The following is a 21,855-nucleotide window of genomic DNA, read 5'->3' as shown; positions in this document are numbered from 1 at the left end:
ACCGGTGGAGAACCGCCGTGCCACCCCGGGACGAGCCTGTGGAGGACACGCCCGGCCCGGCGTCGTACGCTGCGCTGACCAGCGGGGATGGTCATCCACCGCCTGTGGAGAGAAGAAATGTCGGAGGAGCACGGCGTGTCGGACCGAGGTGCGGGCGATTCCTGGGACGGGGGACCGGTCGCCGCGCTGCGCCGGATCGCCTTCCTGCTGGAGCGCGGCCGCGAGGACACCTACAAGGTCAAGGCGTTCCGCGGGGCGGCCGCGGCGCTGCTGCCGATGCCCGAGGAGCAGGTCGAGGCGGCGGTCGAGGCCGGCACCCTCACCGATCTGCCGGGGGTCGGCGCCAGCTCGGCGCGGGTCATCGAGGAGGCCGTCCGGGGCCGGGTGCCCGAGCGGCTGGCCCGCCTCGAGGAGGAGTACGGCGGTCCGGTCACCGCGGGCGGGCAGGACCTGCGGGCCGCCCTGCGCGGCGACCTGCACTCCCACTCCGACTGGTCCGACGGCGGCTCCCCGATCGAGGAGATGGCCTTCACGGCGATCGAGCTCGGCCACGAGTACCTCGTCCTCACCGACCACTCGCCCCGGCTGAAGGTGGCCCGGGGGCTGAGCGCCGAGCGGCTGACCCGCCAGCTCGGCGTGGTCGACGCCGTCAACGAGCACCTCGGTGGGGCGGGCTTCACGCTGCTGAAGGGGATCGAGGTCGACATCCTCGACGACGGGGGCCTCGACCAGACCGACGAGCTGCTGGCACGGCTCGACGTCCGGGTGGCCAGCGTGCACTCCAAGCTGAAGATGGACGCCGACGCGATGACCCGACGGATGGTCGGCGCCATCCGCAACCCGCGGATGAACGTCCTGGGCCACTGCACCGGTCGCCTGGTGACCGGCAACCGCGGCACCCGCCCGGGCTCGCAGTTCGACGCGCGGACGGTCTTCGAGGCCTGCGCCGAGCACGACGTCGCGGTCGAGATCAACTCCCGCCCGGAGCGGCGCGACCCGCCCACGAAGCTGCTGGAGCTGGCCCGCGATACCGGCTGCCTCTTCTCGATCGACAGCGACGCCCACGCGCCGGGCCAGCTCGACTTCCTCGGCTACGGCTGCGAGCGGGCCGAGCAGGCTGGGATCGACCCGGACCGGATCGTCAACACGTGGCCGAAGGACCGACTTTTGGCGTGGGCCAATCGGTGATGATGGCTTAGGTTTCGCTCATGGGGAGTCCGGAGGTGGAGGTCCGCCGCTCGAAGCGGCGGCGCCGAACCGTCTCCGCCTACCGGGACGGCGACCGGATCATCGTGATGATCCCCGCCTCGCTCAGCCGCGCCGAGGAGGCCGAGTGGGTCGAGACCATGCTGAGCCGGCTGGAGCGCTCCGAGCAGCGCCGTCGACCCTCGGACGACGACCTGATGCAGCGGGCACTGGGCCTCAGTGACCGGTACCTCGGCGGCCTCGCGACGCCGGAGTCGGTGCGCTGGGTGGACAACCAGAAGTCACGCTGGGGCTCCTGCACGCCCGGTGACCGCACGATCCGGCTCTCGGCCCGGCTGCGGGGGATGCCGCCCTGGGTGATCGACTACGTCCTCGTCCACGAGCTGGCGCACCTGCTGGAGCCCGGCCACGACGCCAGGTTCTGGGCGTGGGTGGACCGTTACCCGCAAGCCGATCGCGCCAAGGGCTACCTGCTGGGCTGGTCGGCGGCGGCCCGGCTCGACCCGCCACCCAGCGGCGACGCCGACTGATCCCTCAGGAGAAGCGCCGGCGCGCGATCGCGATCAGCTCGTGCATCTCCGGCTCCAGGTCGGGCAGGCCGTGCCGCGGCCACCAGCGCACGTCGAGGGACTCGTCGCTGGTCGCGTGACGTGCGCCCGCCGGCGCCTGGGCGACGTACCGGACGTCGAGGTGGTGCACCGTGCCGCGCGGGTCGCAGAACGGCACGGCGTGCGCGTCGAGGTGCGCCGGCACCGGGTCGAAGCGCAGCTCGGGCAGGCCCGACTCCTCGAGGCCCTCGCGCAGCGCCGACCCGGCGAGGGTGGCGTCGCCGGGCTCGCAGTGGCCACCGAAGGCGAACCAGCGCTGCGCCTTGCGATGCAGGTTGAGCAGCACCTGCTCGCCGGACTCGTCGATGACGAGCACGCCGGCCGTGAGGTGGTCGGGGAAGCACGTGCGCCGCATCCCGTCGGGCTCGGCCCGCAGGTGGTCGACGTACCGCGCCCGCAGCGCCTCCTGGGCGGGCGACGGCGCCGCCCAGCCCGAGAGTACGGCGAGCGCGTCGGCGTGCAGGCTCACTCGGCGGGGGAGCCAGGGGCCGAGCCGGAGCCGTCGCCACCGTCGAGCAGGTCGCGCAGGGCGGCGTCGAAGTCGTCGTCGCTGAGCTCCGCGGGCGCCGAGGCGTCCTCGCGGAAGCCGAGCGGGTCGTCGAGGTCGGCGGCCGTCGGGAGCAGGTCGGGGTGCATCCAGACACCGTCGCGGGCCTCGAGGCCCTGGCGGGTGCGCAGGGATCCCCACAGCGTGGAGGCGTCCCGCAGCCGCCGCGGCCGGAGCTCGAGGCCCACCAGCGTGGCGAAGGTCTGCTCGGCCGGACCGCCGGCGGCCCGGCGGCGCCGGAACGCCTCCTGCAGCCTGGCGGCCGTGGGCATCCGCTCGTGGGTGGCCTCGTGGACGACCTCGTCCACCCAGCCCTCGACCAGGGCGAGGGTCACCTCGAGCCGTTCGAGCGCAGCCTTCTGGGTGGGGGACTGGGGCAGGTCGAACATGCCGCCCTCGAGCAGCTGCTGCATGGACTCGGGGTTGGTCGGGTCGACGCCGCGCATCTGCTCCTCGATGCGGGACTGGAGGCCCTCGGCGTTGATCTCCATGCCGCGGGCGTAGTCGGCGACCGCGCCGATCAGGTGCTCGCGCAGCCACGGCACGTGGGCGAACAGCCGCTGGTGGGCCGCCTCGCGCAGCGCGAGGTAGAGCACGACGTCGTCCTCGGGGACGTCGAGCCCCTCGGCGAAGGCCGCGACGTTGGCCGGCAGCAGCGCGGCCTTGCCCGCGGGCGCCAGCGGGAGGCCGATGTCGGAGACGCTGAGCACCTCGGCGGCCAGGGCGCCCAGCCCCGAGCCGACCTGGGAGGCCAGCATCGCGCCGACGGCCTTGCCGAGGATGCCGAGCATCGGTCCGGAGGCCGCGCGGGCCTCCTCGGGCAGGGCGCTGCCGAGGGCCTGGACCGAGCCGTCGGCGATCGGCTCGACGAGCACCTTCCACACGTCGGTGGTGCCGACGATCCACTCGGCGCGGCTCCAGGCCGCGGTCGAGGTGACGCCGGAGGGGAAGCTCGTGGTGTCGTCGAGCCAGTGGTCGGCGAGGCGGACGGCGTCCGCGACGGCGTCCTTCTGCTTCTGGGTCGGCGAGGGGTCGGGCTGCTGGGCGACGATCTTGCGGGCCGTATCGAGGGCGAAGTCCCAGTTGATGGGGCCGTCGTACGGCTGCATCAGCGACTGGATCTGGCTGAACAGCGCGCCCAGGTCGGGCATCCCGCCGGGGCCGCCGCCGAGGGAGCCGCCGAGTCCGGCGCTGCCGAAGAACTGCTCGAAGGGGGTGCCCTTGAACGGGTTCTGGCCGCCGTCGTCCGGCTGGTCGGGGGTGTCACCGGGGTTGTTGCTCATGCCCCAACCGTACGCGTCAGCGGCAAGGTCGGCAGGGTCGGACTAGGGTCGGATCCGTGACCGATTCAACCGTGGACTCCATCGTCCGCCTCGCCGCGTTGCGCGAGGTGCCGCTCGACGTGGCCGAGGTCGTGGCCGCCCTCGACGACGAGGCCAGCGGCGGCCTCACCCTCTTCGTCGGCCGGGTCCGCGACCACGACGGCGGCCGCGACGTCGACGGCCTCGACTACTCCGCCCACCCGACGGCCGAGGCCAAGCTGCGCGAGGTCTGCGAGCGGGTCGCCGACGAGTACGACGTGCACGGTGTCGCCGCGGTCCACCGCACCGGCAGCCTCGCGATCGGCGACATCGCCGTCGTCATCGCCACCACCGCCGCGCACCGGGGGGAGGCCTTCGACGCCTCGCGGGCGCTGATCGACACGCTCAAGGCCGAGGTGCCGATCTGGAAGCACCAGCGCTTCGGTGACGGCACCGACGAGTGGGTGGGCTCGCCCTGATCTCCGTTGGTCGCGCTGTGATCTCCGTTGGTCGAGCTTGTCGAGACCAGCGTTTCTCCCGGGCCGGACGCCCCCGGGTGCCTACCCTTCATCCGTGGAGATCCTGTTCTGGCTGCTGCCCCCGGTCGTCGTCACCCTCGTGGCGATGGTCTGGGTGAGCTGGCTGGGCCGCGAGGGTCGTGGCGAGGTGGACCGCGACGTGGCGGTGCGCCGGCTGGCCGAGGCGATGCAGCGGGAGCCGAAGCGTCCCACGCCGTACGCCGCCCGGACCCCCGTCCGCGACCGCAGCACCGGCATCGCCGTTCGCCCCTCGCGCCGTCGCGCCTCCTGACGTCCGACTACCGTGCGCAGGGACGGTTGCCCCAGGTGAGAGGCTTGGCGCCATGACGCAGCGCACCCTCGCCGGCCTGATCGCTGCGCCGTTGCTGATCGCGCTGTGGGTGGCCGCCGCCACGGAGCCGCTGCCCTACGTCACCTACGAGCCCGGCCTGACCGTCGACGTGCTCGCGGAGACCCAGGGCCAGGAGATCATCCAGGTCCAGGGGCACAAGACCTACCGCGACGACGGCGAGCTGCGGATGACCACCGTCTACGTCTCCCAGCCCGACGCCAAGGTCACGCTGGCCGAGCTGATGCACGACTGGATCAGCCCCGAGGACTCCGTCTACCCCTACAAGGCGGTCTACCGGCCGGACGAGACGACCGAGCAGAACCGCCAGGAGGGCGCGGTCGAGATGGTGTCGTCGCAGGACTCGGCGGTCGCGGTGGCCCTCGACGAGCTGGGGTACGACGTGCAGCCCGCGGTCGAGGTGCTCAGCGTGGTCGACGGCAGCCCCGCCCAGGGGGCGCTGCAGGTGCGCGACATCTTCCTCGAGGTGGACGGCCGGAAGGTCACCTCGACCGACGACGTGATCAAGGCCGTCCAGGCCGTCCCGCCGGGCCGGCAGGTCACCTTCGTGGTGCGCCGCGACGGCCGGCGCGTCGAGGTCCCGGTGACCCCGGAGGAGAAGGACGGGAAGCCGACGATCGGCATCCAGCTCGGCACCGGCTACCAGTTCCCGTTCAAGGTCGCGGTCAACATCGACCCGGCGATCGGCGGGCCCAGCGCGGGCCTGATGTTCTCCCTGGGGATCTACGACACGCTCACCCCGGGCTCGCTCACCCACGGCGAGGTCATCGCCGGGACCGGGACCCTCGACGGGACCGGCCGGGTCGGGCCGATCGGTGGGATCCAGCAGAAGATCGTGGCCGCCCGCGACGCCGGCGCCCAGCTCTTCATGGTCCCGCCCGACAACTGCAAGGACGCCCTCGGTGCGCCGAACGGCGACATGCGCCTGGTGAAGGCGACCACGATGCACGACGCGGTCCAGGCACTGAAGACCTGGGACGCCGACCACGACGCGGCCCTGCCGTCCTGTGAGGAGGACTCGTGAACGGTCCCGACCCCGAGCTGACTCCCGAGCTCAACCCCGACCTGACCGCCGACCTCGACACCGACCCGGCGCTGGCCGCGGCGGTGCTCGAGATCGAGGAGCACATCGCCGAGGGTGGCTGGGACCAGCCGGCCCGGCTCTACGCGCTGGTCGACACCGCCCAGCTCGTCGCGCGCGAGCCCGCGCTGGCCGCGGCGATGGGGCTGGACGCCGCCTCGGAGGAGGGCTCGCTCACGCCGGTCGAGCAGGACCAGCTGGCGCCCGACCGGCCGCTCGAGTCGGTCCTGGAGGCGATCGCCTGGCCCACCGGGGTGGCCGGCTGCGCCGCCGTCGTGGAGCGGCTGGTGCTGCCCCCCGACGCGGACGCCGAGATCCCCGAGGACCGGGCCCGCGCCGAGGAGTACGCCCGCGAGCACCCCGACCGGCAGGAGGTCCGCATCGTCGCGGGCGTCACCCGCGGCGGCTCGACGTACTGCGCGTTGCGGCTGCGTGCCCACGACGACGCCCAGTCGGTGGTGGGTGGCACGGACCTGGTCCCTGCGCTGCTGGAGCTGCTGCGCTCCACGCTGGACGACACGGAGGAGTAGCGGTGAGCGAGCTGTTCGACGACGACCCCCGGGAGACCCCGCCGCCGGCGAAGCCGGCGCCGCGCCGCTCCCGCGCGCTCATCATCACGGCCGTCGTCGTGGTGCTCGGCTTCTTCGGGCTGACCACCTTCGCCGGGTTCTACACCGACCGGCTCTGGTACCGCAACGGCGGCTACTCCGAGGTGTTCAGCACCCTGTTCTGGACCAAGACCGGGCTGTTCCTCGTCTTCGGCACCCTGATGGCCGTGGTCGTGGGCGTCAACATGTACCTCGCCTACCGGCTCCGGCCGCTGTTCCGGCCCAACTCCCCGGAGCAGACCGGGCTGGACCGCTACCGCGACGCGGTCACCCCGATCCGCACCTGGCTGCTGGTCGGTGTCTCGGTGGTGGTCGGCCTGTTCGCCGGTTCCTCCGCGGTGGGGCAGTGGCGCCACTACCTGCTGTGGCGCAACGGGGTGCCATTCGGGACCGACGACGCCTACTTCCACAAGGACATCGGCTTCTACGTCTTCGACCTGCCCTGGCTGCACTACCTCGTCAACTTCACGATGGCGGTCACCGTCGTCGCGCTGCTGGCCGCAGCGGTCGTGCACTACCTGTACGGCGGGGTCCGGCTGCAGACCTCCCACGACAGGCTCTCCGGGGCGGCGCAGGCGCAGCTGTCGGTGCTGCTGGGCGTGTTCGTGCTGGCGAAGGCGGCGGACTACTGGCTGGACCGCTACGACCTGGTCACCGACGGCGGCGGGCTGATCACCGGCATGACCTACACCGACGACCACGCGGTGCTGCCGGCCAAGAACATCCTGCTGGGCATCGCGTTCATCTGCGCCGTGCTGTTCTTCCTCAACGTGTGGCGGCGCACCTGGCTGCTGCCCTCGGTCGGCCTGGCCCTGCTCGCCCTGTCGGCGATCCTGCTCGGGCTGATCTGGCCCGGGATCGTGCAGCAGTTCCAGGTCAAGCCGTCGGAGGCCGACAAGGAGGCGCCGTACATCGACAAGAACATCGCGGCGACCCGGCAGGCCTACGACTTCCAGAGCGTCGAGCCGCAGTCGTACTCGAGCAGCCCCACGGCGGCCGGCGGGCAGCTGCCCGCGCTGGCGCAGTCCACCTCGTCGACGCCGCTGGTCGACCCCCAGCTGGTGCGCCAGACCTTCGAGCAGAACCAGCAGGCCCGCGCGTACTACTCGGTGGCCGACGTCCTCGACGTGGACCGCTACCGGATCCAGGGCAACGACCGGGCCCTCGTGCTCGGGGTGCGTGAGCTGGACCAGAACGGCATCGACCCCGGCGACCAGAACTGGTCGAACCTGCACACCGTCTACACGCACGGCAACGGCGTCATCGCGGCGTACGCCAACCAGCGCCCCGCCGACAACACCGCCGAGCAGACCAGCATCCAGTGGGCCGAGGGCCAGCCCACCTCCGACGAGCCGACCGCGCAGAACGCGCTGGGGGACTACGAGACGCGGGTCTACTTCGGGGAGCAGAGCCCGGACTACTCCATCGTCGGCCAGCCGGACGGCGCTCCCGACGTCGAGCTCGACCTCGGTCTCACCACCGGCTCGGGCGAGGCCGCGGACAAGACCACGACGTACACCGGCAAGGGCGGGGTGCCGGTCGGCGGCTTCTTCAACCAGCTGATGTACGCCGTGAAGTTCGGCGAGCCCAACTTCCTGCTGTCCGGACGGGTCAACTCCGAGAGCCAGGTGCTCTACAACCGGAACCCCCGCGACCGCGTCGAGAAGGTCGCGCCCTGGCTGACCATCGACGGCGACGCCTACCCGGCGGTCGTGGACGGCCGGATCCAGTGGATCCTCGACGGCTACACCACCACCGACCGCTTCCCGTCGGCCGAGAAGGAGTCCTTCTCGACGATGACCGACGACTCGCTGCGCGACACCTCGGGGCTGCGGACGCTGCCCACCGACGAGATCAACTACATGCGCAACGCGGTCAAGGCGACCGTCGACGCCTACGACGGCACGGTGACCCTCTACGCGTGGGACGAGACCGACCCGATCCTGCGGGCGTGGGAGAAGGCCTTCCCCGGCACCGTGCAGCCGCGGGCGGCGATCCCCGACGACCTGATGGACCACCTGCGCTACCCCGAGGACCTGTTTAAGGTGCAGCGCTACCAGTTCGCCCGCTACCACGTGACCAACCCGAACGACTTCTACCAGGGCAACAACCGCTGGGCGGTCCCGGAGGACCCGAACACCAAGGGCCACCTGCAGCCGCCGTACCGGCTCTTCGTCGACCAGCCGACCGCGGACGGGGGCGCACAGCCGGCCTGGTCCCTCACCTCGGTCTTCACCCCGTACAACAAGAACAACCTGGCCGCGTTCGTCTCGGTCGACTCCGACGCGACGTCGAAGAGCTACGGGCAGCTGCAGGTGCTGCAGCTGCCGGACCAGTCGACGAAGGGCCCGGGCCTGGTGGCGAACGACTTCGCCTCGAACAACGACGTCCGCGAGAAGCTGCAGCCCTTCCAGCTCGGCGGGGCGCCGCCGATCTTCGGCAACCTGCTCACGCTGCCGGTCGACGACGGGCTGATCTACGTCGAGCCGGTGTACGCCGTGCGCGCCGGGTCGACGTCCGGCTACCCGATCCTGCAGTTCGTGCTGGTCTCCTACGGCGACGAGGTCGGGATCGGCCGGACGCTGGGCGACGCGCTGGCCGACGCGCTGAACGTGCAGCCCGGGGACAGCACGCAGCCTCCGGACAAGAACGGCGGCGGCAAGGGCGGTGGCGACGGTGGGAACGCCCCGACCGGCACCGTCAGCGCGCAGATCCGGACGCTGCTGGACCGGGCCGACCAGGCCTTCCAGGACGCCGATGCCGCGCTGCGCAAGGGGAACACCGTCGCCTACGCGAAGAAGGTCGAGGAGGCCAAGTCGCTGATCCAGCGGGCCGTGTCGCTCGCGGACCAGCAGAAGGCCGGGTCCTAGGGCGTCTCCTGGGGTGTGAGCTCCTTGCGCATGTGCACGTCGGCGTGGTCGGGGTGCGGGATGCCCTCGGTGCGCGCGAACTCGGCGTACCCGTGCCGCTGGTAGAACGCCGGCGCCTGGAAGGTGAACGACGAGACGTAGATCCGGGTGCACCCGCGCGCCCGGGCCTCGTCCTCGGCCGCGCGCAGCAGCCGGCCGCCCCAGGACGCCCGTCGGTGGTCGTCGTGCACCCACACCATCCCGATCCCGGCGGCGGTGCCCCAGGTCCAGCCGCTCAGTCCGGCGATCAGCTCGCCCGCCTCGTCGTGGACGGCGACGGTGAGCTCGCGCTCATTGTCCGCGCCGGTGGCCGCGACGTTGAACCTCGTGAGCTCTTGGCTGAGCCGCTCGTCGAGCCCGGGATCTGCCTCGCCGATCCGGAGCGCGGGGGAGTGGACGTGGTCGTTCTCGGTCATGGCGGGACCCTCCCACGACGCCGGGCAGGGGGTCGATTTGGTGCCCACCAACCCATCCCGTAAGGTTGTGTTCACCGACGCGGGGTGGAGCAGCTCGGTAGCTCGCTGGGCTCATAACCCAGAGGTCGCAGGTTCAAATCCTGCCCCCGCTACAAGATGGAGCGGCCCTCACAGTGACTGTGAGGGCCGCTTCTGTTTGTGCAACCATCCCGCTTCGGCGGTGGCGACGCGGGCGTCGCCACGAGGGCAAGCGCTGCGGAAACGATGGAAGCCGCCACCGGGCGATGGGTGGGCTGCGACGATTTCCTCATGACGAAGTCCCCCGACTCATCGACACGGCCACAGATCGGGCCGGCGCCGAGTAGAGCACCCCGGGGGCGGATCGTGCATGAGTATCGGAACACTCCGTCCGGACGGCTCCTCGCCACCTCGTCGATCCTGCTCCTCGCGCTGACGGCCTGCGGTCTGGACGACCAGACCAGCAACGAGCCGCCCGGTCCGCATGGCAGCCCGACCAGCGCCGGGGAGTGCAGCGACCTGCCGATGGTCGGCAGCGACGGGGGCATGGTGCTCGGCACCGACTGGTCCACCGAGACCCACCCCTACGGCCAGCCGGTCGACCTGACCGTCTGCGTGACCACCTCCGACAGCGGCAAGGTGCGGGTGCGGTCCTCGGCCACCGGCATCACGGTGACCCCCCGGACGCAGCGAGTCCGCGCCACGGGGAACGGGCTCCTGACCGTCCAGATGCGCGTCGCGTCCGGGACGCCGTCCGGCACGGCCCTGCGACTGGTGCAGTACGGCGGCGGCGTCTTCGGCGACTCGACCGGCCCGTCGATCGTCACGACGGCCGATGGCTGGCACTTCGACAGACCGTGACCGCACGAACCCGACTCGAAGCCGGGGAGCCGCGCCCGTGTCCCGGCCAAGGCGGGGTCGCCAGATGAGGTGACCGGCGAGACGGCCAGTCCGGTGGCGACCAAGAAACCCGCGGGACGCCCAAGTGGCGAAGGGGTATCTCAGGGGCGCGGCTGCACCAGACGCTCGTCGGGGATGACCGCGACGCCGAGGATCTCGATCAGCGCCTCGGGCTGCCACAGCGCGGTGGTGCCGATGCCGGCCATCGCCGGGTAGACGGGGCCGGCCAGCTCGCGCCAGGCCGCGCCGATCTCGCTGCCGTGCGCCTGGTAGTCCGGGATGTCGGTCAGGTAGATCGTGATCGACACCAGGTCCTCAGGGACGCCGCCCGCGGCGCGCAGCGTCGTGAGGACGTTGCCGAACGCCTGGCGGAACTGCTCGACGATCCCACCCGGGACGATCTTCATGTCCGCATCCAGGGCGGTCTGGCCGCCAAGGTGGAGCGTGTTGCCGCTGAGCGTGCCGTGCGAGTAGCCGCTCGGCTTCGGGAGCGAGTCGGGGTTCACCGGGGTCGGCGTCAGGTCGGTCGTCATGACGCCACCGTAGGCGATCTATTGACAACGTTGCAACGTTCGTGCGAGAACTGAAATATGCGACTGGCGACGGTGACCTCCCCGGGCGGTACGACGGCCGCGATCCGGCGGGACGGCGCATGGCGGGCCCTCCCGGCGCCCGACCTCAGCGCCTTCCTGCGCTCGCACCCGGTGGCCGGGGCGGCGGGGCTCGCGGGTGCCGAGCTGGTCGACGCGGTGCCGGTCCTTCCCTTGCCCACGCCGGGCAAGGTCGTCTGCTGCGGCCTCAACTACGGCGACCACATCGAGGAGACCGGCCGGGAGCAGCCGGCGTACCCGACCCTCTTCGCCAAGTACGCCGACACCTTGCTCGGCCCGGACGCCGCCATCGAGCTCCCGGCCGGCGTCGACGCCGACTGGGAGGCCGAGCTCGCGGTCGTGGTCGGGGCGACCCTGCGCGGCGCGACGGTCGAGCAGGCGCGCGCCGGCATCGGGGGCTACACGGTGGCCAACGACGTCTCGATCCGCGACTGGCAGCGGCGCACGCTGCAGTGGTTCCAGGGCAAGGCCTGGGACGCGACGACGCCGCTCGGTCCGGTCGTGGTCACCCCCGACGAGCTGGACCCGGAGGCGGGGGTCGACGTCATCTGCCGGGTCAACGGCGTGGAGCGCCAGCGCGGCAACACCAAGACCCTCGTGTTCGACAGCGCGGCGCTGCTGTCCTACGTCTCCACGTTCACGGTGCTGCGCCCCGGCGACGTCGTCCTCACGGGCACGCCGGGAGGCGTCGGCATGGGCATGACGCCGCCGACGTACCTCGCCGACGGCGACGTCGTGGAGACCGAGATCCCGGGCATCGGCACGCTCACCAACACCGTCCACCTCACCCGCTGACACGACCAGACAGGACAGATCGATGGACCCCGACCTGAGCAACCACGTGCTCGAGGGCGACGCCTCGGCGTACGCGAACGAGAGCGGCCTGGTGGTGCCGTTCGTGACCCGCGCGGGCCGGGAGCCCGACCTGACCGGGCAGAGCGAGGGTGCCTCCCGGATCAGCGGGGTCAGCATCCAGCACACCCCGGCCACCCGGCTGTGGTTCGGCAAGGTGCACAACCTGGCCGGGTACCGCTCGGTGCCGCACCACCACGGCGAGGCCGAGACCGGCGGCTACGTGCTCTCCGGGCGGGCCCGGATCTACTTCGGGGAGCGGTTCGAGGACTACCTCGACATGTCCGAGGGGGACTGGGTGTTCGTGCCGCCCTTCATGCCGCACATCGAGTGCAACCTCGACCGGAACAACCCGCTGACGTGGATGACCACGCGCACGCCGGAGAACATCGTCGTCAACCTGCCGCAGGTCGACGACGCCGAGCTGAGGAACTGGGGGAACCGCCCGTGAGCACCTCACAGATCTTCACCGACGCCGTCACCCTGAAGGCCGCCGAGGCCGAGGTCTACGACGTCGCCTTCACCGCGACCACGCAGCCGTGCCCCTGGCCCAAGGCGTACGGCGGGGACATGGTCGCCCAGGCGGCCGTCGCGGCGATCCGCACCGTGACGGACGGCAAGAGCCTGAACTCGATGCACTCCTACTTCATGCGGCCCGTCGACATCGGCGCCGAGGTCCGCTACGAGGTCGAGATCCTGCGTGACGGCCGTGGTTACAGCACCCGCCAGGTGCGCGGCTACCAGGGGGGCAGGCCGGTCTACGTCTGCATGGCCAGCTTCGCCGCCGGGGAGCCGGGCGAGGACTTCCAGGTGAGCATGCCCACCGGCGTACCCGCGCCGGAGACGCTGCCGAGCTCGGCGGACTACCTCGCCGACAGGGCCGGCGGCACCATGACGGAGACCTCCAGGGCCTACTGGTCCGGCGGCCGCAGCTTCGACATGCGGCACGTGCCGGGGCCGGTCTACCTCACGGTCGAGGGTGAGCCCGCCCCGCACCAGGCCCTGTGGGTGCGGCCGTTCGACACCCTGCGAGACGTCGAGGGACTCACCGCCGAGCAGCGCGACAGCGCCGCGCTGGCCTACGTCTGCGACTACACCATCCTCGAGCCGGTGCTGCGGGTCCTCGGCCTCGCGTGGGCCGACGAGGGGCTGGTGACGGCCAGCCTCGACCACGCGATGTGGTTCCACCGACCGGTGCGGATGGGCGACTGGCTGCTCTACGCCCAGGACGCGGTCTCGGTCGGGCAGGGCCGTGGCACGGGGGTCGGCCGGTTCTTCACCGTCGACGGCGTGCTGGTCGCCACCGTGGTGCAGGAGGGCATGATCCGGGCCGCGGGGGTGACCTCGTGACCGGGCTGTCGACGACCGGCTACCGCGACACCTTCGCGCGCGACCACCTGCCCCCGGTCGAGCAGTGGCCGACGCTCGAGTTCACCACCCCGCTGCTGCAGTACCCGGAGCGGCTCAACGCCGGGGCGGAGATCATCGACGCGCCGACGCTGCAGCACGGCCCGGACCGGCCGGCGCTGCTGACGCCGGACGGCACGACGTGGACGTATGGCGAGCTGCGGGCGCGCGCCAACCAGATCGCCCACCTGCTGGTCGACGACCTCGGCCTGGTCGCCGGGAACCGGGTGCTGCTGCGCTCGCCCAACAACCCCTGGACCGTCGCCGCCTGGCTCGGGATCCTCAAGGCCGGCGGGATCGTCGTGACCACGATGGCCGCGCTGCGCGCGACCGAGCTGTCCCCGATCGTCGAGAAGACGAGGCCCTCGATCGCGCTGGTCGACCACCGCCACCTCGACGACGTACGAGTGGTGCAGGAGGCGACCGCCCCCGACCTGAGGGTCGTCGGCTACGGCGGCGACGCCGCCGACGACCTGACCCGGCGCATCGCCGACAAGCCCACGGAGTTCGAGGCGGTCGACACCAGCGCCGACGACGTCGCGCTGTTCGGACCCACCTCGGGCAGCACCGGGACCCCGAAGATCACCACCCACTTCCACCGCGACATCCTCTCGATCGACAACACCTTCGGGCGCACCACGCTGTGCCTGCAGCCGCAGGACCGGGTGGCCTGCTCGGCGCCGTTCGCGTTCACGTTCGGGCTCGGGATGCAGGTCGTGTTCGCGCTGCGCGCGGGGGCGTGCGCGTTCCTGACCGAGGCGGCCGCGCCCGCGCAGCTGGCCGACCTCGTCGCCGAGCACGGAGTGACGGTGCTGGCGACGGCGCCGACGGCGTACAAGCAGATCCTCCGGGCGGGCAAGGCCGGGCAGCTGGCCAAGCTGCGCGTCGCGGTCACCGCCGGCGAGCACATGCCGCAGGCCACGTGGGAGGAGCTGCACCGCGAGATCGGGCTGAAGGTCATCGACGGCATCGGCGCCACCGAGATGCTGCACATCTTCGTCTCGGCCGCCGGCGACGAGATCCGTCCGGGCGCGACCGGCAGGCCGGTGCCCGGCTACCGCGCCACGATCCTCGACCCGGACGGCAACGAGGTGGGCCCCGGTGTCGAGGGCCGGCTCGCCGTGATCGGTCCGGTGGGCTGCCGCTACCTCGACGACGACCGCCAGCGCGGCTACGTCGTCAACGGCTGGAACGTCACCGGGGACACGTTCGTGCGCGACGAGGACGGCTACTTCTGGTACCGGTCGCGCACCGACAACATGATCGTCTCCTCCGGCTACAACATCGGGGGACCGGAGGTGGAGGCCGCGCTCGACACCCATCCCGACGTGGTCGAGGTGGCCGTCATCGGTGAGCCGGACCCCGACCGGGGCACCATCGTGTGCGCCTTCGTGGTGCTGCGCGACGGGGTCGCGGGCGACGCCGACAAGGTCACCGAGCTCCAGGGCCACGTCAAGGGCCTGCTGGCCCCGTACAAGTACCCGCGCGACGTGCGCTTCGTGCCGTCGCTGCCGCGCAACAGCAGTGGGAAGCTGCAGCACTTCAAGCTGCGGGAGATCGTCGAGACGGAGGCCCGGGCATGAAGATCGCGATCGCCGGAGGCGGCCCGGGCGGGCTGTACTTCGCGACCCTGATGAAGACCCTCGATCCCGGCCACGAGGTCACCGTGTGGGAGCGCAACGCGCCCGACGACACCTTCGGGTTCGGCGTGGTGTTCTCCGACGAGACCCTGGGCAGCATCGAGGGCGCGGACCGGGTGGTCCACGACAAGATGGAGCGGCGCTTCGCGCGGTGGACCGACATCGACGTCACCTTCAACGGTCACCCGTTCACCGTCGGTGGCCAGGGCTTCGCCGCGATGTCCCGCAAGGAGCTGCTCGAGATCCTGCAGCAACGGGTCGCCGAGCTCGGTGTCACCGTGCACTACCGGACCGAGGCCCCCGACCCCGACGAGCTGCGGGCGTCGTACGACCTCGTGCTGGCCGCCGACGGGCTGAGCTCGACGATCCGCACCCGGTACGCCGACGCGTTCGGGCCGCACCTCGACCGTCGGCACAACAAGTACATCTGGTTCGGGACCGACCTGGTCTTCGAGGCGTTCCAGTTCTTCGTCAAGCAGACGCAGTGGGGCACCATGCAGATCCACGGGTACCCCTACTCCGACCGGGGCTCGACGTTCATCGTGGAGATGCACGAGGACGTCTGGCGCCGCGCCGGTCTCGACCGGACCGAGCACGAGGCCTTCCCGCCCGGTGTGTCCGACACGTACGCGGTGGAGCGGATCCAGGAGATCTTCGCCGAGGAGCTGCAGGGCCACGAGATCCTCACCAACAACTCCAAGTGGATCAACTTCCACACCGTCCGCAACGAGCGCTGGTACGACGGCAACGTCGTCCTGGTGGGCGACGCCGCGCACACCGCGCACTTCTCCATCGGCTCGGGCACCAAGCTGGCGATGGAGGACGCCCTCGCGCTGGCTGCCTGCCTGCACGAGCACGACTCCGTCGAGGCCGCGCTCGCGGCCTACCAGGCCGAGCGCAAGCCCGTGGTGGAGTCGACGCAGCGGGCGGCGCAGGCGTCGCTGGAGTGGTTCGAGAACATCGGGATGTACGCCGACCAGGACCCGGCGCAGTTCGTGTTCAACCTCCTGACCCGATCGCGCCGGATCACCTTCGAGAACCTCGAGGAGCGCGACGCCGGCTTCGCGGCCCGGCTGGAGGCGGAGTTCGCCCGCCACCAGGGCGCCCCCGAGGTGGCGCCGGCGATGTTCCAGCCGACCTCGATCGGTGAGCTGCAGCTGAAGAACCGCGTCATCCTCTCGCCGATGGACATGTACTCCGCGTCCGACGGCGTCCCCGACGAGTTCCACCTGGTCCACCTCGGGTCGAAGGCGCTGGGGGGAGCGGGCCTGGTCATGACGGAGATGGCCTGCGTCTCGCCGGAGGGGCGGATCACCCCGGGGTGCCCGGGGCTGTGGACCGACGGCCAGCGCGACGCCTGGCGGACGGTCGCCTCCTTCGTCCATCGACACTCGACCGCGAAGATCGGCATCCAGCTCGGCCACTCGGGACGCAAGGGCTCGACCAAGCTGATGTGGGAGGGCATGGACGAGCCGCTGGACGAGGGCAACTGGCCCGTCATCGGTCCCTCGCCGCTGCCCTACGGCGCCGACTGCCACGTGCCGCGGGAGGCCACGCGGGCCGACCTGGCCAAGGTGGTGGCCGACTTCGTCGCCGCCGCCCGGCGCGCCGTCGAGGCCGGCTTCGACCTCGTCGAGGTGCACGCGGCACACGGCTACCTGCTCAGCTCCTTCCTCTCGCCGGTCGCCAACCACCGCACCGACGAGTACGGCGGCTCCCTCGAGAACCGGCTGCGGTTCCCGCTGGAGGTCTTCCACGCGGTCCGCGCGGAGGTGCCGCAGCACATCCCGGTCACCGTGCGCATCTCGGCGACCGACTGGATGCCGGACGGCAACACCGACGAGGACGCGGTCGAGATCTCCCGGGCGTTCGTCGCCGCCGGCGCGGCCGCGATCGACGTCTCGTCGGGACAGGTGTCGAAGGACGAGCAGCCGGCCTTCGGCCGCTCGTACCAGACGCCCTTCGCCGACAAGATCCGGCACCGCGTCGCGGAGCCGGCCGGCGTCAAGGTGATCGCGGTCGGGGCGATCTCCAGCTACGACGACGTCAACTCGATCCTGCTCGCGGGACGGGCGGACCTCTGCGCGCTGGGCCGCACGCACCTCTACGACCCGAGCTGGACCCTGCACGCCGCTGCCGAGCAGGACTACCGCGGCGCCGCGGCCGAGTGGCCGGTCCAGTGGGCCGCCGGTCGGCGCAAGCCGCCGACAGCGCGCACCGACAAGGTCCCGCCGCGGCTGCAGCTGCTGCGTGAGGGCGTCGCCGACTCCGTCCACGTGCGCTGGACACCGGGTCGGACCACCGACCCGGTGGCCGTGTCGGTGTGACCGGGCAGGGGCGGCCCACGGGTGTGTTCCACACCCGGGTCGAGTGGATCGACACCGACGCCGCCGGCATCTACCACAACAGCACGGTGATGCGGTTCGTGGAGGCGGCCGAGGCCACGCTCATGCACGAGCGCGGCCTCACCGGCTACTTCCCGGTCGCGCCCCGGGTGCGGTTCGAGGTGGACTTCGAGGCCCCGCTGTTCTTCCGCCAGGAGGTCACCGCGGTGGTCACGCTGGCCCACCTCGGGCGGTCGTCGATGCGGTTCGACTTCGAGGTCTGGGGGGAGGAGCTCGACGGCCGCGCGCGACGGCGGGCCGCCCGGGGCGCCTACATCACCGTCCACATCGGCGGCGGCGCCGCAGCCCACGCGGAGGGCGCGGCCAGCGCCCCTTGGCCGGGCGCCTGGGTGGCCGCCCTGGCTCCGGCAGAATGCGGTCGATGAGCAAGCGTTCGCGGACCCTCGTGGTCAGCTTTCTCGGCGCCGTCGTCCGCCCGCAGGGGGACTGGATGCCGATCGCCGGCGCGGTCGACCTGATGACCCAGGTCGGCATCGACGCCGCGAGCGTGCGAACGGCGGTCTTCCGGCTCAAGGAGCGGGGCTGGCTGGTCTCCGAGACCCGCGACGGCGCCCGCGGCTACCGCCTCACCGAGCAGGCCGCGGCCACACTGGCCGCCGGTGACGAGGTCATCTGGCACGCCCGCCAGCCCGCCGACCTGGCCGCGGGCTGGTGCATCGTCAACTCCAGCGTCCCCGAGTCGATCCGCGCCAAGCGCTACCAGCTGCGCTCCCACCTCACGAACCTCGGCTTCGGCAACGTCGGCACCGCGATGTGGATAGCGCCCGCCCGGATGCGCGCGGCCGCCGAGCAGGCGGTCGCCGAGCTCGGCCTGGAGAAGCACGCTGCGATCTTCGTCGGAGAGTACGTCGGCACCCAGGACCTCACCGGACTGCTGTACGAGAGCTGGGACCTGCGCGGGATCGACCGCAGCTACCGGGACTTCATCGACGCCTACGCCGCCGAGGAGGAGGGCGCGGCGGCCCCGACCGACCCGCGTCGGGCGTTCGTGACCTACCTGGGGCTGGTCGACCACTGGCGCCGGCTGCCCTTCCGCGACCCGGGTCTCCCGCGCGAGCTCCTGGACCCGGCGTGGAGCGCGCCCGAGGCGGTCGCACTGTTCGAGCGCCTCGTCGCGGCGCTCGAGAAGCCCGCGCTCGAGCACGCCGCGGGGTACTGGCCCCGGGCCTGACCGGTGCCCGGACCGGGTCGGTGGCGCCGATGAGGGGCGGGCGTCGCAGGTGATCGACATTTCGATTCCGTGAGTGCCCAAGCCCCCTCTGCAGTCCTCCTGGTCCGCGCCGAGAAGTTCCTGCCCATCCACGCGACCGCGGCCGACAACACCTTCCAGTCCGACGTGCCCGAGGGGCAGCCGGGCGAGATGGTCTCGGCGACTGCGCTCGCCGAGATGGATGCGGTGCGGCAGGGACACGCTGCTCCTCAGCTGGTTCGACTGGCTCGCAGCGAACGGCTCCACCGACGAGGCGGTCGCGGTGCTGTCTGCGTGGCTCCACCTCCTGACGGGGGGCGTCGCCGAGGCGGAGCACGGGCCCTCTCGACGGCTGACTGAACGTTCAGTAACGTCGGAGTGTGCCCGACACGCGGGCACGGGGAGGTCGACCCATGATCGCGACGACTCCGTTCCACGAACGGCTCGACCAGCTCAACGAGACCCGGCTGTGGGGCCACTGGTCCGGCTACCTGTCGGCCACGCGCTACTACTCCTCGGCGAAGCACGAGTACTTCGCCGTGCGGAACAGCGCGGGGTTCTTCGACACCTCGCCGCTGTACAAGTACCGGATCACCGGACGCGACGCGGAGCGGCTGCTCGCCGGAGTGATGACCCGCGACATCCGGCACTGCCGGCCCGGCAAGGCGCAGTACACCGTCTGGTGCGACGACCGCGGGTTCGTGCTGGAGGACGGGGTGGTGTTCCGGCACTCCGAGGACGAGTTCCTGCTCACCGCCGCCGAGCCGAACCTCGGGTACTTCAGTGACCTGGTCGGACGCCTCGACGTGTCCATCGAGGACGTGACCGACGAGTTCGGGATGCTGGCCGTGCAGGGACCACGCTCGCGGGAGATCCTCGGGAAGGTCGCGCCGGGGGTCGAGGAGCTCGGCTACTTCGAGCACACCGAGGCCAAGATCGGCGCCACGCCGGTGACCGTGTCGCGGACCGGCTACACCGGCGACCTGGGCTTCGAGATCCGGGTCGCCCGCGACGACGCGCTCCCCGTGCTCGATGCCGTCATCGAGGCGGGGGAGGGGCACGGGCTGCGACCGTTCGGCGAGCAGGCGTTGCTGATGGCCCGGATCGAGGCCGGCCTCGCCCTGATCGGCGTCGAGTTCTCGTCGAGCCGCTTCGCCCACACCGACCACGAGCGGGTCACACCGAAGGAGCTCGGGTTCGGCTGGATGCTGCGCGGCATCGACGACGAGACCCGGCCCTTCATCGGCCGCGGCGCCATTCGTCGCGAGCTCGCGGGCAGGACGTCGCGGTGGGCGACGGTGGGCCTGCTCCTCGACTGGGCCGACTACGACCGGGTCCACGAGGCGGCGGGCCTGGTCCCGCCGAAGGACGAGACCCCCGTCGAGGACGAGTTCATGCTGTACGACGACGACGGCGCGCGCATCGGCTACAGCACGAGCCAGATGTACTCACCGATGCTGCAGCGCCACATCGCGATCGCCCGGGTCCGGCCCGACCACGCTGCGTTCGGCACCCGGGTCGGCTACGAGCTGACCATCAACCACGAGTACCAGACCATCGCGGCCGCGGTCACTCGCCTCCCGTTCTTCAACCCAGCCCGAAAGACGGCCTGACCATGGCAACGAAGAGCACCAGCTACGACGCGATCATCGTCGGGGGCGGCCACAACGGCCTCGTCAACGGCGCCTACCTCGCCAGGGCCGGACTCAAGGTCCTCATCCTGGAGCGCCGCCACCTCGTCGGCGGCGCCGCGATCACCGAGGAGCTGCGGCCGGGCTTCCACTTCACCTCGTTCTCCTACGCCCTGAGCCTGCTGCGGCCGGACATCGTGCACGAGCTGGACCTGGTCAGGCACGGCTTCATGCCGATCCTGATGCCCTCGTCCTTCGCGCCGATGGAGAACGGGGACTACCTCCTGCTCGGCCAGGACCGCGACGAGAACATCAAGGAGATCATGCGGCACTCGCCGCACGACGCCGACGCGATGGACCGCTACGAGTTCGACGTCGAGCGGGTCTGCCAGGTCGTCAAGCCACTCCTCGACAAGGTCCCGCCGAACATCTTCGGCAAGTCACCGGAGGACCTCGCCGAGACCGCCGAGCTGGTCAAGCACCTGCGCGGGGTGGACCAGAAGGTGATCCACGACCTGGTCCGGATGCTCACCGGCAGCGCCGCGGACTTCCTCGACGACTACTTCGAGAGCGACATCCTCAAGGGCTACATCGCCTCCTCGGGGATCATCGGCACCAAGGTCGGGCCGATGTCGCAGGGCTCGGGCCTGGTGCTGCTCTACCACACCATGGGCGAGCACGACGGGCACTTCGGGGCCTGGTCGTTCCACAAGGGTGGCAACGGCGGCTTCACCCAGGTGCTCGCGCGGGCAGCGCAGTCGTTCGGCGCGGAGATCATGCTGAACGCACCGGTCTCCTGCGTGATCACCAAGGACGGACGAGCCGTGGGGGTCGCCCTCGAGGACGGCACCGAGCTCACCGCGAGGACCGTCGTCAGTGCGCTGGACCCGCGGCGGACCTTCACCGAGCTGGTGGAGCCGCGCGAGCTCCCTGGCGACCTGGTGGAGAACATCGACCGGATGAAGTTCCAGGGCACCTCCGCGAAGGTCAACTTCGCGCTCGACGGTGCCCCCCGCTACCCGGCGCTGGGGGACCGCACCGACCAGTACCTCGGGTTCGTCAACATCGGACCGTCGATGGAGTACCTCGAGCGCGCCTTCGACGACGCGAAGTACGGCTGGTACAGCCAGCGCCCCTACATCGACTGCGCGATCCAGTCCTTCGTCGACCCCGACATGGCCCCTCCGGGCAAGCACGTGATGTCGTGCTTCGTCCAGTACGCGCCCTACCACCTCAAGGGCAGCGACTGGGACACCGAGCGGGAGCGCTTCGCGGACACGGTGCAGGCCACCTTCGAGTCCTTCTTCCCCGGCTTCGGCGACCTGGTGCTGCAGCGCGAGGTGAGGACCCCGCTCGACATCGAACGCACCGTCGGCCTGACCGAGGGCAACATCTTCGCCGGTGAGTTCTTCGCTCCGCAGATGTACTTCTTCCGGCCGGCGCCGGGGTGGAGCCAGTACCGCACCCCCATCGACGGGTACTACCAGTGCGGCTCCGGGACTCACCCCGGCGGCTGCGTGATGGGGGCACCGGGCAAGCTCGCCAGCCAACAGGTCCTGCGCGACCTCCGCACCGCCGGCAAGGAAGCCACCGGCTGACCGTTGGTAGGGAGTCTCTGGCCCACGGATCCGGCCCGGG

21 protein-coding genes and 1 tRNA gene are annotated in these 21,855 nt (G+C 71.4%); 18 read left to right on the top strand and 4 right to left on the bottom strand.

Annotated features, from left to right (window positions below):
• Positions 1-135: 135 nt before the first annotated feature.
• Together ABD268_RS10435 and ABD268_RS10430 are read left to right on the top strand one after the other, a co-directional pair.
• A complete protein-coding gene (locus ABD268_RS10435; RefSeq protein WP_344151129.1) occupies positions 136-1,188 on the top strand; it encodes a PHP domain-containing protein in 1,053 nt (350 codons plus the stop codon).
• A gap of 20 nt (positions 1,189-1,208) precedes the next feature.
• Positions 1,209-1,736, top strand: coding sequence for a M48 metallopeptidase family protein (locus tag ABD268_RS10430; protein ID WP_344151126.1), 528 nt, complete (start codon positions 1,209-1,211; stop codon positions 1,734-1,736).
• Between the two features lie 4 nt (positions 1,737-1,740).
• On the opposite strand, the gene ABD268_RS10425 is transcribed toward ABD268_RS10430, so the two are convergent.
• On the bottom strand, positions 1,741-2,283 hold the full coding sequence (locus ABD268_RS10425) for an NUDIX hydrolase (RefSeq protein WP_344151123.1): 543 nt from the start codon (positions 2,281-2,283) through the stop codon (positions 1,741-1,743).
• The gene (locus ABD268_RS10420; protein WP_344151120.1) at positions 2,280-3,644 is read right to left on the bottom strand and encodes a zinc-dependent metalloprotease; all 1,365 of its coding nucleotides are present in this window, start codon (positions 3,642-3,644) and stop codon (positions 2,280-2,282) included. The genes ABD268_RS10425 and ABD268_RS10420 overlap by 4 nt, the downstream gene beginning before the upstream one ends.
• Before the next feature lie 56 nt (positions 3,645-3,700).
• Between ABD268_RS10420 and ABD268_RS10415 the strand changes: the two genes are divergently transcribed.
• The 5 genes from ABD268_RS10415 (at position 3,701) to ABD268_RS10395 (ending at position 9,109) form a co-directional block, all read left to right on the top strand.
• Positions 3,701-4,141: a molybdenum cofactor biosynthesis protein MoaE gene (locus tag ABD268_RS10415; protein ID WP_344151117.1), complete on the top strand. Its 441-nt coding sequence runs from the start codon at positions 3,701-3,703 to the stop codon at positions 4,139-4,141.
• A gap of 94 nt (positions 4,142-4,235) precedes the next feature.
• On the top strand, positions 4,236-4,472 hold the full coding sequence (locus tag ABD268_RS10410) for a hypothetical protein (protein ID WP_344151114.1): 237 nt from the start codon (positions 4,236-4,238) through the stop codon (positions 4,470-4,472).
• A 52-nt stretch (positions 4,473-4,524) separates the two neighbouring features.
• Entirely contained in the window at positions 4,525-5,574 is a 1,050-nt protein-coding gene (locus tag ABD268_RS10405; RefSeq protein ID WP_344151111.1) for a YlbL family protein, read from the top strand.
• Complete coding sequence (locus ABD268_RS10400; protein WP_344151108.1) at positions 5,571-6,161, top strand: PPA1309 family protein; 591 nt, start codon at positions 5,571-5,573, stop codon at positions 6,159-6,161. Before ABD268_RS10405 ends, ABD268_RS10400 begins: the two co-directional genes overlap by 4 nt.
• Before the next feature lie 2 nt (positions 6,162-6,163).
• Complete coding sequence (locus tag ABD268_RS10395) at positions 6,164-9,109, top strand: UPF0182 family membrane protein (RefSeq protein WP_344151105.1); 2,946 nt, start codon at positions 6,164-6,166, stop codon at positions 9,107-9,109.
• Here ABD268_RS10395 and ABD268_RS10390 read toward each other — a convergent pair.
• Positions 9,106-9,564 (bottom strand): GNAT family N-acetyltransferase, encoded by a 459-nt coding sequence (locus ABD268_RS10390; RefSeq protein WP_344151102.1) that lies wholly within the window; start codon positions 9,562-9,564, stop codon positions 9,106-9,108. The genes ABD268_RS10395 and ABD268_RS10390 overlap by 4 nt on opposite strands.
• Before the next feature lie 78 nt (positions 9,565-9,642).
• Between ABD268_RS10390 and ABD268_RS10385 the strand changes: the two genes are divergently transcribed.
• A tRNA-Met gene (locus ABD268_RS10385) sits at positions 9,643-9,716 on the top strand.
• Between the two features lie 232 nt (positions 9,717-9,948).
• The gene (locus ABD268_RS10380; protein ID WP_344151099.1) at positions 9,949-10,443 is read left to right on the top strand and encodes a hypothetical protein; all 495 of its coding nucleotides are present in this window, start codon (positions 9,949-9,951) and stop codon (positions 10,441-10,443) included.
• Positions 10,444-10,583: 140 nt separating this feature from the next.
• Here the strand turns inward: ABD268_RS10380 and ABD268_RS10375 are convergent, their stop codons facing one another.
• A complete protein-coding gene (locus ABD268_RS10375) occupies positions 10,584-11,015 on the bottom strand; it encodes a RidA family protein (RefSeq protein ID WP_344151096.1) in 432 nt (143 codons plus the stop codon).
• 57 nt (positions 11,016-11,072) lie between these two features.
• Between ABD268_RS10375 and ABD268_RS10370 the strand changes: the two genes are divergently transcribed.
• The 9 genes from ABD268_RS10370 (at position 11,073) to ABD268_RS10330 (ending at position 21,815) form a co-directional block, all read left to right on the top strand.
• On the top strand, positions 11,073-11,888 hold the full coding sequence (locus ABD268_RS10370; protein ID WP_344151093.1) for a fumarylacetoacetate hydrolase family protein: 816 nt from the start codon (positions 11,073-11,075) through the stop codon (positions 11,886-11,888).
• 22 nt (positions 11,889-11,910) lie between these two features.
• On the top strand, positions 11,911-12,396 hold the full coding sequence (locus ABD268_RS10365) for a cupin domain-containing protein (RefSeq protein ID WP_344151090.1): 486 nt from the start codon (positions 11,911-11,913) through the stop codon (positions 12,394-12,396).
• The gene (locus ABD268_RS10360; RefSeq protein WP_344151087.1) at positions 12,393-13,295 is read left to right on the top strand and encodes an acyl-CoA thioesterase; all 903 of its coding nucleotides are present in this window, start codon (positions 12,393-12,395) and stop codon (positions 13,293-13,295) included. Before ABD268_RS10365 ends, ABD268_RS10360 begins: the two co-directional genes overlap by 4 nt.
• Positions 13,292-14,935, top strand: a complete 1,644-nt coding sequence (locus ABD268_RS10355) for an AMP-binding protein (RefSeq protein ID WP_344151084.1) — start codon at positions 13,292-13,294, stop codon at positions 14,933-14,935. Before ABD268_RS10360 ends, ABD268_RS10355 begins: the two co-directional genes overlap by 4 nt.
• Positions 14,932-17,319, top strand: a complete 2,388-nt coding sequence (locus tag ABD268_RS10350; RefSeq protein ID WP_344151081.1) for a bifunctional salicylyl-CoA 5-hydroxylase/oxidoreductase — start codon at positions 14,932-14,934, stop codon at positions 17,317-17,319. Before ABD268_RS10355 ends, ABD268_RS10350 begins: the two co-directional genes overlap by 4 nt.
• Positions 17,320-17,342: 23 nt before the next feature.
• Entirely contained in the window at positions 17,343-17,762 is a 420-nt protein-coding gene (locus tag ABD268_RS10345) for an acyl-CoA thioesterase (protein ID WP_344151078.1), read from the top strand.
• Entirely contained in the window at positions 17,759-18,568 is an 810-nt protein-coding gene (locus tag ABD268_RS10340; protein WP_344151075.1) for a PaaX family transcriptional regulator, read from the top strand. The genes ABD268_RS10345 and ABD268_RS10340 overlap by 4 nt, the downstream gene beginning before the upstream one ends.
• 431 nt (positions 18,569-18,999) lie before the next feature.
• Positions 19,000-20,199 carry an aminomethyl transferase family protein gene (locus tag ABD268_RS10335; RefSeq protein ID WP_344151072.1) on the top strand — a complete coding sequence of 400 codons (1,200 nt, stop codon included), beginning with the start codon at positions 19,000-19,002 and terminating at the stop codon, positions 20,197-20,199.
• A 2-nt stretch (positions 20,200-20,201) separates the two neighbouring features.
• Positions 20,202-21,815, top strand: coding sequence for a phytoene desaturase family protein (locus ABD268_RS10330; protein ID WP_344151069.1), 1,614 nt, complete (start codon positions 20,202-20,204; stop codon positions 21,813-21,815).
• The last annotated feature ends 40 nt before the right edge of the window (positions 21,816-21,855 follow it).

Source organism: Nocardioides koreensis (assembly GCF_039531775.1).
In the GTDB taxonomy this organism is placed as follows: Bacteria; Actinomycetota; Actinomycetes; order Propionibacteriales; family Nocardioidaceae; genus Nocardioides; species Nocardioides koreensis.
Note: the sequence above shows the minus strand (reverse complement) of the source record. Positions and strands in the feature narration are given on the sequence as shown.

Coding starts and splice junctions, on each gene's coding strand:
- ABD268_RS10390 (WP_344151102.1), bottom strand. CDS start 9,564: ATGACCGAGAACGACCACGTCCACTCCCCCGCGCTCCGGATCGGCGAG.
- ABD268_RS10365 (WP_344151090.1), top strand. CDS start 11,911: ATGGACCCCGACCTGAGCAACCACGTGCTCGAGGGCGACGCCTCGGCG.
- ABD268_RS10370 (WP_344151093.1), top strand. CDS start 11,073: ATGCGACTGGCGACGGTGACCTCCCCGGGCGGTACGACGGCCGCGATC.
- ABD268_RS10335 (WP_344151072.1), top strand. CDS start 19,000: ATGATCGCGACGACTCCGTTCCACGAACGGCTCGACCAGCTCAACGAG.
- ABD268_RS10330 (WP_344151069.1), top strand. CDS start 20,202: ATGGCAACGAAGAGCACCAGCTACGACGCGATCATCGTCGGGGGCGGC.
- ABD268_RS10340 (WP_344151075.1), top strand. CDS start 17,759: ATGAGCAAGCGTTCGCGGACCCTCGTGGTCAGCTTTCTCGGCGCCGTC.
- ABD268_RS10375 (WP_344151096.1), bottom strand. CDS start 11,015: ATGACGACCGACCTGACGCCGACCCCGGTGAACCCCGACTCGCTCCCG.
- ABD268_RS10405 (WP_344151111.1), top strand. CDS start 4,525: ATGACGCAGCGCACCCTCGCCGGCCTGATCGCTGCGCCGTTGCTGATC.
- ABD268_RS10350 (WP_344151081.1), top strand. CDS start 14,932: ATGAAGATCGCGATCGCCGGAGGCGGCCCGGGCGGGCTGTACTTCGCG.
- ABD268_RS10420 (WP_344151120.1), bottom strand. CDS start 3,644: ATGAGCAACAACCCCGGTGACACCCCCGACCAGCCGGACGACGGCGGC.
- ABD268_RS10430 (WP_344151126.1), top strand. CDS start 1,209: ATGGGGAGTCCGGAGGTGGAGGTCCGCCGCTCGAAGCGGCGGCGCCGA.